The following is a 14,750-nucleotide window of genomic DNA, read 5'->3' as shown; positions in this document are numbered from 1 at the left end:
ATACTCACCTCTTCTTCCCCCGCCCCGCCCGTTGCCCCGGTTTCCCAGCCTTCGACCGTCCCTTTACCTTCTGCGCAGCTTCTCCGGCTGCCTCAATCGCTGACTGCCTCGCGAGTGGGTCATCTGCGACCGCAAGCTCAACCGCTTCCAGCCTGTGCACCTCGTCCCGCAGGCGCGCAGCTTCCTCAAACTCGAGGTTTTCGGCCGCCTTGCGCATCTCGGCTTTAAGGCCTTCCAGATGCGCCAGAAGGTTGTCGCCGACCATGGGTTTGTCGATTGTGGCGGTGACGCGGGACATGTCGGTGTCGCCGTCGTAAAGCCCCGCCAGCACATCCTCGACATTCTTCTTCACGGTCTCAGGGGTGATGCCGTGTTCGACATTATAGGCCTGCTGTTTTTCACGCCGCCGTTCGGTTTCCTTCAGCGCGCGCTCCATGGATCCGGTGATCCGGTCGGCATACATGATGACACGGCCTTCGGCGTTCCGGGCGGCGCGGCCGATGGTTTGAACAAGCGAGGTCTCAGAGCGCAGGAAGCCTTCTTTATCCGCGTCAAGAATGGCCACGAGGCCACATTCCGGGATGTCCAATCCCTCGCGCAGAAGGTTGATGCCGACCAGGACGTCAAACGCACCCAGTCGCAGGTCGCGCAGGATTTCAATCCGCTCAATCGTGTCGATATCCGAGTGCATGTAGCGCACGCGGATGCCCTGTTCGTGCAGGTATTCCGTCAGATCCTCGGCCATGCGTTTGGTCAGGGTGGTGACCAGCGTGCGCATGTCGCGGGCCGCAACTTTGCGCACCTCGTCCAACAAGTCATCGACCTGCATGTCAACGGGACGAATTTCAACCTCGGGATCAAGAAGCCCTGTGGGGCGGATCACCTGTTCTGCGAAGACACCACCGGTTTGCTCAAGCTCCCAGTTCGACGGCGTGGCGGACACGAAGACCGATTGCGGGCGCATGGCGTCCCATTCCTCGAATTTCAGGGGGCGGTTGTCCATGCAGGAGGGCAGGCGGAAGCCGTGTTCGGCCAGCGTGAACTTGCGTCGATAGTCGCCGCGATACATGCCGCCGATCTGTGGGACCGAGACATGGCTTTCATCCGCAAAGACAATCGCGTCGTCGGGGATGTATTCGAACAGGGTGGGGGGCGGTTCGCCCGGTGCGCGGCCCGTCAGATAACGCGAATAGTTTTCGATCCCATTACAGAAGCCTGCGGCCTCCAGCATTTCAAGATCGAACTTGGTGCGTTGTTCAAGGCGCTGGGCTTCCAGCAATTTGCCTTCGTCCTCGAATTGCTTCAGGCGCACGGCCAGCTCCTGCTTGATGCTTTGAATGGCCTGTTTCAGCGTGGGTGTCGGTGTCACGTAGTGCGAGTTCGCATAGATGCGCACCTTTTCAAGCGTGTCGGTCTTGGCGCCGGTCAGCGTGTCAAATTCTGTGATGCTTTCCAGTTCTTCCCCGAAGAAAGAGAACCGCCAGCCGCGGTCTTCAAGGTGACTGGGCCAGACCTCTAGGCTGTCACCCCGCACCCGGAACGAACCACGTTGAAACGCGTTGTCGTTGCGCTTGTATTGCTGCGCCACCAGATCACGCATCATCGCGCGCTGATCGTATTCCTCGCCGACGGTGATGTCTTGGGTCATCGCCGTGTATGTCTCGGGCGAGCCAATACCGTATATGCAAGACACGGATGCCACGATGATCACATCGTCTCGTTCTAACAAAGCCCGCGTGGCGGAGTGGCGCATCCGGTCGATCTGTTCGTTGATCTGGCTTTCCTTCTCGATGAAGGTGTCAGAGCGCGCGACATAGGCCTCGGGCTGGTAGTAGTCGTAGTAGCTGACGAAATATTCGACCGAATTCTCCGGGAAAAATCCCTTCATCTCGCCGTAAAGCTGGGCGGCGAGGGTTTTGTTCGGGGCCAGAATGATCGCGGGGCGTTGGGTTTCCTCAATGATCTTGGCCATGGTGAAGGTTTTGCCGGTGCCAGTGGCCCCCAACAGAACCTGATCCTGTTCACCAGAGTTCATTCCACCGACCAGTTCCGCAATGGCTGTAGGCTGGTCCCCTGCCGGCTGGAAGGGTGTGTGCATTACAAATGCTTTGCCGCCCTCAAGCTTGGGGCGTGCTGTTGGCGCCTGAGTTGGATTTGTAAGTGGGCTATGGGTCATGCGAATCCCTCCGACCCTTAGAATGGTCACATTTTGTTCTTCTTCAAGAGGTAAGGAAGTCTTTACCCCTTCCTCCCCATAATTAGCGAGTTGAGGGAAAAGCACCAATTTCCGAAACTAATAGCAAGCTAGGCGATCTTACGTCTGTAGGAATATTGACCAGTTCGCAACCAACGGTTGCATCTTTCGCAAGGAGGTACTTGTTGTACCTTTTTGCTTTGTCGTATCTAACTATAAGAAAATAAACGACAAATTTCCAAATTGAGAACAATCTTTTTCGCAATTTATGCAACTAAAGGTGTTTTTTGCACTTGCGAAGGCGCATGCCCGACGCTAAGTTTGTTTTGCAAGCAGCAGAACGGACTGTCGGTGGCGGCGATACACCCACCCCACCCCTCGCTCCCTCGTCGTTAACCGACAGTCATTCTGATTTTATTCAAGTCACCACTCTCAACGCCATTCGATCCGGAACACGGATCGAATGGCGCGTGTGTGTTTGTAGACTGCTGATCACAACCAAATCCGCTTGAAATTGCTGCCTGCATGACAGATAAACTGCTCAAGCTTTTATGGAGGTCGCGGATGCGCGCACGTATCTATCAACCCGCTCGAAACGCCATGTCATCAGGTCTGGGGAAGACTAAGGTCTGGGTGCTGGAATATGCAGCTGACGAAGCGCGTGAGGTTGATCCCCTGATGGGATGGACCGGGTCGTCCGATACACAGAGCCAGGTGCGCTTACGGTTTGAAACCAAAGATGCCGCACTTGAATATGCCGAGGAGCATGGGATCGAGGCGACTGTTCAGGAACCTCATAAGCGTAAACCGAATATCCGTGCAGGTGGTTACGGTGAGAACTTCGCCACCAATCGCCGGGGACCTTGGACGCACTAATTCCAAGGCTACTTATTCGCCGATCTCATCAGGGGCACAGGTCGTGCCCCTTTTTTGATGCTCCGGGCGTTTGTGTCTATGTGTCCAAAAACATTCGCGCCGCTGCTTCGAACTCGCGGGGCTTTTCAGCGTGCAGCCAATGTCCGGCTTGCGGGATTTTGGCCTGTCTCGCGTTGGGGAAATGCGATTTGATAATGGCTCTGTCTTCGGGGCGAACATAGTCTGACATCGCACCTGCCAAAAATAGCGTTGATCCCTCAAAGCGCGCCTGATCTGCGGGGAAACCGACGATAAGGGACATCTCACGTTCCAGTACGTCGAGGTTTAGTCGCCAAACTTGGGCTTTTACGTCAAGGGATTGCAGTAGGAATGCGCGGACGGAGGCTTCCTCGAGCACATTTGCCAGTTGACGATCTGCATCCCCACGTGTGGACACACGAGACAAGTCGATGCTGCGCATCGCCGTGATCATTGATTGCTGGCTATGCGTATAGGCCACGGGTGCGATGTCAGCGACAAGCAGGCGCCGCACCAGATCACCTTGGCTCATCGCAAGCACCATCGCCGCCTTGCCCCCCATGGAGTGCCCGATCACATCGGCCACACCGCCGATACTTCTGATCACCTCGGCCAAATCTTGAGCCATGTCCGGGTAGCTATGAGTGTCAAACCATGGGCTGGCGCCGTGATTTCGCATGTCCACGCTGACCACGCGACGTGTGTCCGATAGCCGCTTGGCAATGACATTCCAATTGCGGGCAGATCCGAAAAGCCCATGTGCGATTACGATCGGGGGCAGGGAGGTATCGGTGCCGTATGAATAAGTTTCGAGCATGGTGATTGATAACCCGCAATTCGAGCCGCTTGAAGCGCTTTATCCCTTTCAGAGAAGCGCACGCCCCGAGTATAAGGGGACAGGTATACGGGACGCAGACAGTGGACATTCATTCACGGACAGACAGGCTGGCGCAGCTGCTTGAAGAGCGGTTGGATGTTCGCGGCGCGGGTTTCGCAGCAAAATTGCGCCGGGCGGGAAGGCTGTTGCCGGGGCATATCAGGAGCAAGGGGAAAATGCTGGTCCGTGCTCAAGAACATGCTGATCACCCAAGGTTGCTTCGCCAGTTGGATGAAGCCGCGCTTGATCTAGCCGCCAACGAAATTGAACAGTATTTGCTGAAGGTCGACCCGTGGGAGCGACGTCGAAACACGTTCCTGAATTGGGCTGCGAGCTTGTCATTCAACTTGTTCGCGATGATCGCGCTTATCCTGTTGTTGGTCTGGTATCTAGGCCGCTGATCGGGTTTCTCCTTTTTTCTTGCTATCGCGCGGTCTATGTTTGAACGCGGTTCAAGGGGGCAGAGATGGCACGCAAGAGTGAGATTCGAAGAGAGGCGTTGCGCCTGGCCTTGATAGAGGCTGCAGAGCTGCGGATCAGAGCCGAAGGTGCACGCGCCATTAAGGCACGAGACTTGGCCAAGGAAGTGGGCTGCGCGACCGGAGCAATCTACAATGTGTTTAATGATCTGAATGCCCTGAAGATGGCGGTGAATGGCCGGACATTTCTGGCTTTGGGCAAAGCCGTTGCCAGCAGTCGGACCGATGCAGCGGGGCAATCACCTCAGCGGGTTCTGATTGCAATGGCGCAAGCCTATTTGGATTTTGCGGCGCTGCACACGAACCTTTGGCGCGCATTGTTTGATCTTGAGATGACAGTAGAAGAGGTGCCGGAGTGGTATCTGGCAGAGCTTGAAAAGCTCTTCGCGAACATTTCGAGTACTCTCGGTGATCTTTGGCCTACGCGCGAAGCCACCGACATTGCATTGATGACTCGGGCTCTTTTCTCGGCAATCCATGGAATCGTATTGCTGGGATTGGAGCAACGAATCTCGGGTGTGCCGAAAGAAATGATCTCTCAGATGATTGAGAAAACTCTGATCGAGTTGACCGAATAGTCACGTTAGACCTTTGATAACAAAGCGGTAAATTATTTCTGGGAACGTAGTTCAGAAAATACTTGAACAGTGTTCATAAATTGCTATCTCTATTGGTGAACGATGTTCACGAAATGTGGAGGTACAAATGTTCAGAACGTTGAAGACACTTCTTGAAGGTGCAAATGCGCGGACTGAAGAACGCGTGCGCGAGGTATATTCGATCGAACTGATCGATCAGAAAATCCGAGAGGCCAATCAAGGGCTGAAATCCGCAAAGCTAAGCTTGGCCGCATTGACTCAAAGGGCACGATCAGAGGCGCGGACCATCGACAATCTGACTGGTCGCATCAACGACCTTGAAACCCGTGCGCGGGCGGCGCTGGATGCGAAACAGGCGGCTCTGACGGAAGAGGCTGCACAGGCCATCGCATCGTTAGAGAATGAGCGCGCAATGCGCCAAGCAACACAAGAACGACTGGAAGCACGAGTTATTCGGCTCAGGTCCACTGTTGAAACCGTAAACCGTCGCATCGACGATTTGAAGCAGGGGGCAATTGCGGCGCGCGCGTCGCGGGCAGAAGCTGGCGTGCATCGCAAATTGGCGTCGACACTTTCCGGCGCAGGAGCATTGGATGAAGCCGAGGAGCTGATCCGTGGCGTTCTGTGCGAAGATGATCCCTTTGAACAAGCCGAGATCCTTCGCGACATCGATCGAGATTTGGATCAACGCAATGTTACCGACAAGTTGGAGGAAGCAGGCTTTGGAGATCAGACCAAGGCGACGAAAGCATCCGTTCTTAAAAGGCTGAAATCCAATGGCTAACGCCGTTCAAGAACCAATAATGAAAAGAAGGAAAAAGACTCATGCGTAATACACACAGTGATACTTGGCTTATTATGGCTCTTAACGCGGCTGGCGTGGTGGCGGCATATGCCCTGTTGGCATTGTCACTTTATAAATCAGTCGACGTGCCTTTGGCCACAAAGGGCTATTGGGGCATGGGCATCGTGCTTTTGACCCTGTCGTTGATCAACGTTGTCAAATACCGTTTCGATACAAGGGCAAGCGAAGACCGTATTCAAAGAATTGAAGACGCGAAGAACGAAAAGTTGCTGGAGGAATATATCGGAGAGGATAAATAATTCTTCCCGTAAATACGACGAAAGCCCCGGAAATACTCCGGGGCTTTTTTGTCTTTTGGACTCCAACCTTTACAGGTTTGGATACATGGGGAACTTGGCGCAAAGGTCAGCGACCTTCGCTTTGACCGCCTCTTCAACAGCACCGTTGCCGTCTTCACCATTCGCGGCCAAACCATCGACAACCTCGACAATCAGGTCGGCAATTTGACGGAATTCGTCTTCGCCGAAGCCACGGGTGGTGCCGGCGGGCGTACCCAGACGAATGCCCGAAGTTACCGTCGGTTTCTCGGGGTCAAACGGAATGCCGTTTTTGTTGCAGGTGATGTGCGCGCGGCCCAATGCTTTGTCGACGATGTTCCCGGTCACGCCTTTCGGGCGCAGGTCAACCAGCATGACGTGCGTGTCGGTTCCGCCAGTCACGATGTCCAAACCACCCTTCATCAGCTGGTCTGCCAAAGCCACAGCGTTGGCACGGACTTGCTTTTGATAGGTCTTGAACTCGGGGCGCAGGGCTTCTCCGAATGCGACGGCCTTGGCGGCAATGACATGCATCAGGGGACCGCCCTGAATGCCGGGGAAGATAGCAGAGTTGATCTTTTTGGCCAAATCTTCGCGGTTGGTCAGGATCATCCCGCCACGCGGTCCGCGCAGGGTTTTGTGGGTCGTGGTGGTGGCCACATCGGCATAGGGGAACGGCGAAGGGTGTTCGCCCGCAGCGACCAGACCAGCGAAGTGAGCCATGTCGACCATCAGGAAGGCGCCGACACTATCTGCGATTTCACGGAACTTGGCGAAGTCAATTTGGCGTGGAATGGCCGAACCGCCAGCAATGATCAGCTTTGGTTGGTGCTCTTTGGCAAGCGCTGCAAGCTCGTCATAGTCGATCAGATTGTCTTGCTTGCGCACGCCATATTGAACGGCCTTGAACCATTTACCCGACTGGTTCGGGGCAGCACCGTGGGTCAGGTGACCGCCGGACGCCAGGTTCATGCCCAGAATGGTGTCACCAGGCTGAATCATTGCCATAAAGGCACCCTGGTTGGCCTGGCTGCCCGAGTTCGGCTGAACGTTTGCGAACTCGCACCCAAACAGTTCTTTTGCCCGGTCAATCGCGAGCGTTTCGGCCACGTCGACATACTGACAGCCACCATAGTAACGGCGACCGGGATAGCCTTCGGCGTATTTGTTGGTCAGGACTGAACCCTGAGCCTCCATTACGGCAGCAGAGACGATGTTTTCCGAGGCGATCAGCTCGATCTCGTCGCGCTGGCGGCCTAGTTCATTTGTGATCGAGCCGTATAGCTCGGGGTCGCGGGTAGCGAGGGATTCGGTGAAGAAGCCTTGGTCACGAGTGGCAGACATGCGCGTATTCCTTGGGTTGAAAGCCAGATATTGGGATTTCCTATCGGAAACACACCTGTTCGCAAATACCGGAAAGCGACGTAGAAGCCGAAAGACGCGGCAATTTCTGGCACTTTGTGGAAACTTGTGTTTCTTTCGGAAACGAAGGGTCATGAACAGGAAACCCGCGCATGAGTCGCAAGATCGCATTTGTCGCCAGCGAAACGCAGATGTCGCAGCAAGCGAAAACGGAGCTGGTGGCCCGTTATGGTGAAGTTGATGTGGACAGAGCAGATGTGATTGTTGCGTTGGGCGGCGACGGATTCATGTTGCAGACCCTGCACGATACTCAGGGCCAAGCGGCCCCGGTCTACGGCATGAATTGCGGCACAGTCGGATTCTTGATGAACGAATACGCCCCAGATGATCTGGTGGAGCGCCTCATCGCATCGGTAGAAGAGGTGATCAACCCATTGTCCATGCGGGCTGAAGGCGTTGACGGGAAAATCTACAAGGCGCTGGCGATCAATGAAGTAAGCCTTCTGCGGGCGGGCCCTCAGGCCGCGAAGCTTCAGATTAGTGTGGACGGACGGGTGCGTTTGCCTGAACTGGTTTGCGATGGCGCGTTGCTTAGCACACCCGCAGGGTCAACGGCCTATAACTATTCGGCGCACGGCCCAATCCTTCCCATCGGTTCAGACGTGTTGGCCCTGACGGCCATGGCCGCGTTTCGGCCACGTCGCTGGCGTGGGGCGTTGCTGCCCAAAAGCGCGGTGGTGCGGTTTGATGTGTTGGAGCATGACAAGCGCCCTGTAATGGCAGATGCTGACAGCCGCTCCGTGCGCAATGTTGTCTCGGTCGAGATCAAGTCGAAAGGCGATATTGAGCACCGCATCCTGTTTGATCCCGGTCATGGCTTGGAAGAGCGGCTGATCCGGGAGCAGTTTGTCTGACATGACATGGCAGGCCCCTTGGGGCGTTGCGAACAGGCAGACCGGCTATTCTCGATCCCAAGCATCCCGTTTTCGGTAGAGCGTCGACGGTGAGACCCCCAACACCTTAGCCGCCTGGGTTACAGAACCGTTTTGCATCTCGATGGTTCGTTCAATGATCAGCCGCTCAATTTCAGCAAGAGGCCTGCCAATCAACGTGTCCAGAGATGCCTGACTAGAAGCGCCGTCTGCGGCCGGTTGTTGATGATGCTCCGAAAGCAGGTTGGCGGGGAGCATGTCGTGGGTGACCTGTGGGCCATCGTGATGCAACACAACATTGCGGATGACATTCACGAGCTGCCGTATGTTGCCAGGCCAATGGTGCTCGGACAGCCGCTGGGTGGCTTCGACGGACAACGATCGGTAACGTCGCCCATTACGTTGCGAAAGCTCTGTCACCCATGTGGTGGCGATGGCGGCAATATCGGCTCCACGCGCCCGCAGGGCGGGCAGATGGATGGGGACCACATTCAGCCGGTAGTAGAGTTCTTTTAAGAAACTCCCAGATTTAATGGCTGCGGTGATGTCTTCTGAGCAGGAGCAAATAAACCTATGGCCACCTCTGGGGTCGTCCAGTTCGCGTTGGCTTGTGTCTTTTACGGTGTTCAATAGGCTGAGCAGCCGCCGTTGCACGTCAAGACTACATTCCGTGATCCGATCCAAATATACCGTCATTACAGGTAAGCGGTCGTCAACTGTGTCTTTCTGTGGGAAGTGGTCTTTCGAGAACGTGTCAGCCAATCGTTCGATCGTGAGCCGTGGGCAGTCAAGCAATGTAAACGGCCCATGTGCATGCGGACCTTCCGCGTGGATGACGCGGGCGAGGCGTTCTTTTCCCGTACCACTCTCACCGGTAATGAACACCGGTGCACCCGTTGTTCTGACACTATTAAGAGCACGAATGACGGGTTGTGTGGATGGGTCAGAAAAGATCAGGCCACGCCGGGTCTCTGGGATGGGTGTTGGCCGTTTTTCATGGGTCGGGGGTTGGATGGCGGGCGCATGGGGATGCGCGGTGCGTCGAACGTCCCGTCTTGGTCGGACGGCGTTTTGACCAAGTACCTTTTGTAGGACACCACTGACGGTTTTATGCAGTCGTTTTTCGGTGAAAGGTAAGAATATACAGTCTTCGGCACCCAGCCGCATCGCCTCAGCCGCGTCATCGATCTGATCATTCTGAGAGACAACAACGACCCCCAAATTGGAAGTTTTGTTCAACAACTCCTCGATCAGCCACAACGTGCTGCGATTGTTCACCTGCAAGGGCAAAAGCGCTAGATCGAAGTCTTGTGCGTCAGCCAGAGCCTTTGCCTCGGTAACCGAGTGGGCGACAGCAACACAGCATCCGAGCCGCGCAAAAACATGGTCGGGAAACTGGCCTGCCATCTCGTCCGATGTGACCAACAGAGCGTGCGACTTGGTCTGATCGTCATGCCGTGGGTCATCGGTCGACTGGTCGGTGCATTCTGCGACCATCTTATCCAAGATCTTTACTCCCATAAGATCAGGGTATTTGCATTTGCAACGTTGTTGAGATGGTTCTAGCCCGATACGACTTGAAATGCCAAAAAAACTCTCCCAATACGTGTTTGGGAGAGGTCTTAAGCACAGGCTTGGATGCGCCCGGTTCATTAGCGCGCCATGAGAAGTGCCTTTCGACCGGGTATCCTGGCAACTACGACCACGCTGACACGTGTTCCGCGGTCCCCGTCAAACCTGCCGCGGGCAATGCAGAGATGCCTTATGAGGCATATCCCAAGTCCTGAAGTGCGGTCTGGATTTCATCCAGAATTGCGGTGTCGTCGATCGTTGCGGGCATTTTGTAGGATTTCCCATCTGCGATGGAGACCATGGTCGCGCGCAGGATTTTGCCCGAGCGAGTTTTGGGTAGGCGGTCAACAACGGCGCAAAGTTTGAACGCAGCCACCGGCCCAATCTTTTCGCGTACCAGTTTCACACATTCGGCGGTGATCTCGGTATGTGGTCGATCAACACCCGCGCTGAGGCAAATCAGACCCAGCGGCAATTGGCCTTTCAGTGTGTCGGACACGCCGATCACCGCGCATTCAGCGACGTCGGGGTGGTTGGCCAGAACTTCTTCCATCGCGCCAGTCGACAGACGGTGGCCCGCGACGTTGATCACGTCATCGGTACGCGCCATGATATAGAGGTATCCGTCTTCGTCCTTATATCCCGCGTCACCCGTTTCATAATAGCCGGGGAAGGTGTTGAGGTAGCTCGATTTGTATCGCTCCTCTGCGTTCCAAAGCGTGGGAAGCGTGCCTGGGGGCAAAGGCAGCTTGATCGCGATCGCTCCCAACTCTCCGGTCGGCATCTCGTGCCCCCCTTCATCAAGAATCTGCACATCAAAACCCGGCATCGGAACCGACGGGCTGCCAAGCTTTATCGGCATTTTTTCGATCCCAATTGGGTTGGCGGCGATGGCGAAGCCGGTTTCGGTCTGCCACCAGTGATCAATCACCGGGACACCCAATTGAGTTTGTGCCCAGGTAATCGTGTCGGGGTCGGCACGTTCGCCTGCCAGATAGACCTGCTTTAGGCAGGATAGGTCGTATTTTTTGACGAACTCGCCTTTCGGGTCCTCTCGTTTCACGGCTCGAAACGCCGTTGGGGCCGTGAAAAAGCTTTTCACATTATGTTCCGATATTACCCGCCAAAATGTTCCCGCGTCCGGCGTGCCTACGGGCTTACCTTCGAACACGATGGTGGTGTTGCCGTGAATAAGCGGGCCATAGGTGATGTAGCTGTGACCCACCACCCAGCCCACATCGGATGCGGCCCAAAACACATCGCCGGGGTCGACGTTGTAAAGGTGCTTCATCGTCCAGTTCAGCGCCACCAGATGCCCGCCGGTATGGCGAATAACACCTTTGGGTTGGCCGGTCGTGCCAGAGGTATAAAGGATATAGGCTGGATGATTGCCTTCGACCGGGACGCATGGGGCGGGGTCGGCTGCGGCCTCCAACTCCGTCCAGTCATAATCGCGGCCCGGAATAAGATCAGCAAGGCATTCGTCGCGTTGCAGGATCATGGTGAAATCCGGTTTGTGCATGGCCAAATCAATGGCGCCATCCAGTAAGGGCTTATAGGCAATCACACGCCCCGGTTCGATCCCGCACGAACCAGCGATCACGGCCTTTGGTGTAGCATCATCAATACGGACGGCGAGTTCGTTGGCCGCAAATCCGCCAAACACGACCGAGTGCACCGCCCCGATCCGGGTTACGGCCAGCATGGCGATCAGGGCTTCTGCGACCATCGGCATATAGATGATCACCCGATCCCCTTTGGCCACACCTTTCGCCAACAATGCGCCGGCGACTTTGGAAACACGAGTTTGTAATTCAGCAAATGTTATCTTCGACTGCTGCCCGGTGATGGGGCTGTCATAGATGATGGCGACCTGATCAGCGCGTCCATTTTCCACATGGCGGTCGACCGCGTTATAGCAAGTGTTCACCATGCCATCCGCGAACCATTCGTAGAGCGGTGCGTTTTCATCAAAGAGCGCTTTGGACGGCCTATGATCCCAGCTGATAGCCTGCGAGGCGTTCATCCAAAAGTTCTCGGGGTCCGATTGCCAGGCGGCGTAAACATCTTTGTATGCCATAGTGTACATCCTCCAGTTTCCTCGGGTCCACCTGTTACGCCTCAGCCTATCCCTAGGGCAAGCATCCTGAGCAGTAGCGCGACAGTTTATCCTAATTCATTTGCAGCATCGCGCAAAACGGGCTGCAAATTTTTGCAAACCTCTTGAAAATAAGCCACGCGATTTTGACAATCACCGTTTTTGCAAATCTGCAAACCCGACATTGCAAATGCTGAGGTAAGATTCGCCCTATCCGTAATGCGCCACCGGGGTGCCAGCTACAGCAGACATATTCAGCAACCCGCGCGCGGTGATCGAGGGCGTTACGATGTGCGCTCGGTTGCCCATTCCCATAAGAATGGGGCCAACTTCCAACCCACCACCTTTGACTTTCAGCGTGTTGCGCACGGCGCTGGCTGCGTCGGCATTGGTGAACACAAGCACATTCGCAGGTCCGTCAAAACGCGCGCCGGGGAATATGTGATTGCGCACTTCGACATCAAGAGCAGCGTCCACATGCATCTCGCCCTCATAGGCGAAGTCGCGCGGCTTACTGTCTAGGATGTCGAGTGCCCCCCGCGCGCGCAGACCACTGTCACCAGCATGGTTGCCAAACTGCGAATACGAACAGATGGCGATCTTGGGGTCGACGCCAAAGCGACGTACATGGCGCGCTGCTGCGCAGACCGTTTCTGCGATCTGTTCCGAGGTCGGCGTGTTGTGTACATGTGTGTCCGCGATGAAAAGCGGGCCGTCTTGCAAGATCATCAGGCTAAGTGCGCCCACAGGGTGAAGCTGCGCATTCCCTAAAATCTGCTGAATATAGTTCAGGTGCCATAAGTATTGCCCGAATGTGCCCGCGATCAGACTGTCGGCCTGTGCAAGATGAACCATGATTGCGCCAATCGCTGTCGTATTGGTGCGCAAGACGGCTTTCGCCAGATCGGGCGTGGTGCCGCTGCGCGCCATGAGCTGGTGATAGGCACCCCAATAGTCGCGATACCGATCGTCCCGCTCCGGATTAACGATCTGGAAATCTTTGCCGGGCGTAATCGACAGGCCGGCCCGCTTACACCGAAGTTCGATCACATCCGGGCGGCCGATCAGGATGGGGGCGTCGGTGGTCTCTTCCAGCATCGCGTTTGCGGCCCGCAGCACACGCTCATCTTCGCCCTCCGCAAATACAATGCGACGCGCGGCCGTAGCCGCGGCCTCGAATACCGGGCGCATGATCAGGGCAGAGCGGAAGACGGACTCGTCCAGCGCTTCTTTATAGGCGGTCAGGTCTTCAACAGGTTTCGTGGCTACACCGCTTTCCATCCCGGCTTTGGCAACGGCGCTGGCAACCACGCCCATCAAGCGCGGATCAAATGGTTTTGGGATCAGGTAATCTGCCCCAAAAGTGAGTTGCTCGCCCTTATATGCCGCCGCCGCCTCGGCCGAAGTTGTGGCACGTGCCAGCGCAGCGATGCCATCGATACAACCCAATTGCATGTCATCGTTGATCTCGGTCGCACCGACGTCCAGCGCGCCGCGGAAGATGAAGGGAAAGCAGAGTACATTGTTGACTTGATTAGGAAAATCAGAACGACCTGTCGCGATGATCGCGTGGGGGGCGACGGATCGCACCTCGTCTGGCATGATTTCTGGCGTGGGGTTGGCCAATGCGAATACGATAGGCCGTTTGGCCATCTTGGCGACCATATCTGGCTTCAAAACACCTGGGCCAGATAGCCCGAGGAATAGATCAGCGCCATCAATGACATCGTCAAGCGTGGCGGCGGATTTGCCCTGAGCATAAGCCGCCTTCTGAGGTGTCATTTCCGTTTCGCGGCCGTCGTAAACCAATCCGTCGATATCGCAAAGCCACACGTTTTCGCGCTTCACGCCGAGCTTCAATAGCATGTTCAGACAGGCGATCCCGGCCGCCCCGCCGCCCGTCGACACAACCTTGATCTCGTCAAACGACTTACCGGCAACCTTCAACGCATTGGTGGCCGCAGCCCCCACAACGATCGCCGTTCCGTGCTGATCATCGTGGAAAACCGGGATGTTCATCTTCTCGCGACAAATTTGTTCAACGATAAAACAATCGGGTGCTTTGATGTCCTCAAGATTGATCGCACCGAAGCTTGGCTCCATCGCGCATACGATCTCGGCCAGTTTTTCGGGGTCTTTTTCATTCAGCTCAATGTCAAAGCAATCGATGTTGGCAAACTTCTTAAACAAGACCGCCTTACCCTCCATTACCGGCTTTGAGGCCAGCGCGCCGATGTTGCCCAGCCCCAGCACCGCCGTACCGTTCGACACCACCGCGACCAAGTTGCCACGAGCCGTGTATCTGCTTGCCACAGAAGGATCTTTCTTGATTTCGAGGCAGGCTTCGGCAACGCCAGGCGAGTATGCAAGGCTAAGATCGCGACCGTTCGCCATTGGTTTTGTTGGGCGTATCTCTAACTTCCCGGGTTTTGGAAACTCATGGTAATCCAATGCGCGTTTGCGGGGGTAATTGTCTTCGCTCAAGGTGCCCTCCTGCGGGAAGTTTAACGTTAAACTATCTGCGATACTGGCTTACACGATGGTGGTATCGGCAATCAAGCCTGCTTGCGCAATCATAGGATAGCGCAGGTATTGGCCCGCGCGTCAACTCGGGCGGTTTG

The 14,750-nt window shown here is 55.6% G+C and carries 12 protein-coding genes; 6 read left to right on the top strand and 6 right to left on the bottom strand.

Features of this window, described 5'->3' with window-relative positions:
* Positions 1-4: 4 nt before the first annotated feature.
* A complete protein-coding gene (gene uvrB, locus V6N04_RS06050; RefSeq protein ID WP_371169240.1) occupies positions 5-2,176 on the bottom strand; it encodes an excinuclease ABC subunit UvrB in 2,172 nt (723 codons plus the stop codon).
* Positions 2,177-2,758: 582 nt separating this feature from the next.
* On the opposite strand from uvrB, the gene V6N04_RS06045 reads away from it, so the two are divergent.
* Complete coding sequence (locus V6N04_RS06045) at positions 2,759-3,070, top strand: ETC complex I subunit (protein WP_371169239.1); 312 nt, start codon at positions 2,759-2,761, stop codon at positions 3,068-3,070.
* Positions 3,071-3,146: 76 nt separating this feature from the next.
* On the opposite strand, the gene V6N04_RS06040 is transcribed toward V6N04_RS06045, so the two are convergent.
* Positions 3,147-3,905, bottom strand: coding sequence for an alpha/beta fold hydrolase (locus tag V6N04_RS06040; protein WP_371169238.1), 759 nt, complete (start codon positions 3,903-3,905; stop codon positions 3,147-3,149).
* Between the two features lie 101 nt (positions 3,906-4,006).
* Between V6N04_RS06040 and V6N04_RS06035 the strand changes: the two genes are divergently transcribed.
* From V6N04_RS06035 to V6N04_RS06020, 4 genes are all read left to right on the top strand, one after another.
* Entirely contained in the window at positions 4,007-4,366 is a 360-nt protein-coding gene (locus V6N04_RS06035) for a hypothetical protein (protein WP_371169237.1), read from the top strand.
* A gap of 65 nt (positions 4,367-4,431) precedes the next feature.
* The gene (locus V6N04_RS06030; RefSeq protein WP_371169236.1) at positions 4,432-5,022 is read left to right on the top strand and encodes a TetR/AcrR family transcriptional regulator; all 591 of its coding nucleotides are present in this window, start codon (positions 4,432-4,434) and stop codon (positions 5,020-5,022) included.
* 127 nt (positions 5,023-5,149) lie between these two features.
* A complete protein-coding gene (locus tag V6N04_RS06025) occupies positions 5,150-5,827 on the top strand; it encodes a PspA/IM30 family protein (protein ID WP_371169235.1) in 678 nt (225 codons plus the stop codon).
* A 41-nt stretch (positions 5,828-5,868) separates the two neighbouring features.
* Positions 5,869-6,147 carry a hypothetical protein gene (locus V6N04_RS06020; protein WP_371169234.1) on the top strand — a complete coding sequence of 93 codons (279 nt, stop codon included), beginning with the start codon at positions 5,869-5,871 and terminating at the stop codon, positions 6,145-6,147.
* Between the two features lie 69 nt (positions 6,148-6,216).
* Here V6N04_RS06020 and glyA read toward each other — a convergent pair whose 3' ends face one another.
* Positions 6,217-7,509, bottom strand: a complete 1,293-nt coding sequence (gene glyA / locus V6N04_RS06015) for a serine hydroxymethyltransferase (protein WP_371169233.1) — start codon at positions 7,507-7,509, stop codon at positions 6,217-6,219.
* Positions 7,510-7,679: 170 nt separating this feature from the next.
* Here glyA and V6N04_RS06010 point away from each other — a divergent pair, with 170 nt between their 5' ends.
* Positions 7,680-8,441 (top strand): NAD kinase, encoded by a 762-nt coding sequence (locus tag V6N04_RS06010; RefSeq protein WP_371169232.1) that lies wholly within the window; start codon positions 7,680-7,682, stop codon positions 8,439-8,441.
* Positions 8,442-8,486: 45 nt separating this feature from the next.
* Here V6N04_RS06010 and V6N04_RS06005 read toward each other — a convergent pair whose 3' ends face one another.
* The 3 genes from V6N04_RS06005 to V6N04_RS05995 all read right to left on the bottom strand — a co-directional run bounded on the left by V6N04_RS06005 (position 8,487) and on the right by V6N04_RS05995 (position 14,613).
* On the bottom strand, positions 8,487-9,956 hold the full coding sequence (locus V6N04_RS06005) for a sigma-54-dependent transcriptional regulator (protein ID WP_371169640.1): 1,470 nt from the start codon (positions 9,954-9,956) through the stop codon (positions 8,487-8,489).
* A 265-nt stretch (positions 9,957-10,221) separates the two neighbouring features.
* On the bottom strand, positions 10,222-12,111 hold the full coding sequence (locus V6N04_RS06000) for a propionyl-CoA synthetase (RefSeq protein WP_371169231.1): 1,890 nt from the start codon (positions 12,109-12,111) through the stop codon (positions 10,222-10,224).
* A 228-nt stretch (positions 12,112-12,339) separates the two neighbouring features.
* Positions 12,340-14,613 (bottom strand): NADP-dependent malic enzyme, encoded by a 2,274-nt coding sequence (locus tag V6N04_RS05995; RefSeq protein ID WP_371169230.1) that lies wholly within the window; start codon positions 14,611-14,613, stop codon positions 12,340-12,342.
* Positions 14,614-14,750: the final 137 nt, after the last annotated feature.

The sequence above is a fragment of the Aliiroseovarius conchicola genome, assembly GCF_041403445.1.
In the GTDB taxonomy this organism is placed as follows: Bacteria; Pseudomonadota; Alphaproteobacteria; order Rhodobacterales; family Rhodobacteraceae; genus Aliiroseovarius; species Aliiroseovarius conchicola.
This window is presented reverse-complemented; position numbering and strand designations above follow the sequence as displayed.

Excerpts from the sequence above, each read along its gene's own strand:
- V6N04_RS06040 (WP_371169238.1), bottom strand. The coding sequence starts at position 3,905 with ATGCTCGAAACTTATTCATACGGCACCGATACCTCCCTGCCCCCGATC.
- uvrB (WP_371169240.1), bottom strand. The coding sequence starts at position 2,176 with ATGACCCATAGCCCACTTACAAATCCAACTCAGGCGCCAACAGCACGC.
- V6N04_RS06010 (WP_371169232.1), top strand. The coding sequence starts at position 7,680 with ATGAGTCGCAAGATCGCATTTGTCGCCAGCGAAACGCAGATGTCGCAG.
- V6N04_RS06005 (WP_371169640.1), bottom strand. The coding sequence starts at position 9,956 with ATGGTCGCAGAATGCACCGACCAGTCGACCGATGACCCACGGCATGAC.
- V6N04_RS06045 (WP_371169239.1), top strand. The coding sequence starts at position 2,759 with ATGCGCGCACGTATCTATCAACCCGCTCGAAACGCCATGTCATCAGGT.
- V6N04_RS06025 (WP_371169235.1), top strand. The coding sequence starts at position 5,150 with ATGTTCAGAACGTTGAAGACACTTCTTGAAGGTGCAAATGCGCGGACT.
- glyA (WP_371169233.1), bottom strand. The coding sequence starts at position 7,509 with ATGTCTGCCACTCGTGACCAAGGCTTCTTCACCGAATCCCTCGCTACC.
- V6N04_RS06030 (WP_371169236.1), top strand. The coding sequence starts at position 4,432 with ATGGCACGCAAGAGTGAGATTCGAAGAGAGGCGTTGCGCCTGGCCTTG.
- V6N04_RS06020 (WP_371169234.1), top strand. The coding sequence starts at position 5,869 with ATGCGTAATACACACAGTGATACTTGGCTTATTATGGCTCTTAACGCG.
- V6N04_RS06000 (WP_371169231.1), bottom strand. The coding sequence starts at position 12,111 with ATGGCATACAAAGATGTTTACGCCGCCTGGCAATCGGACCCCGAGAAC.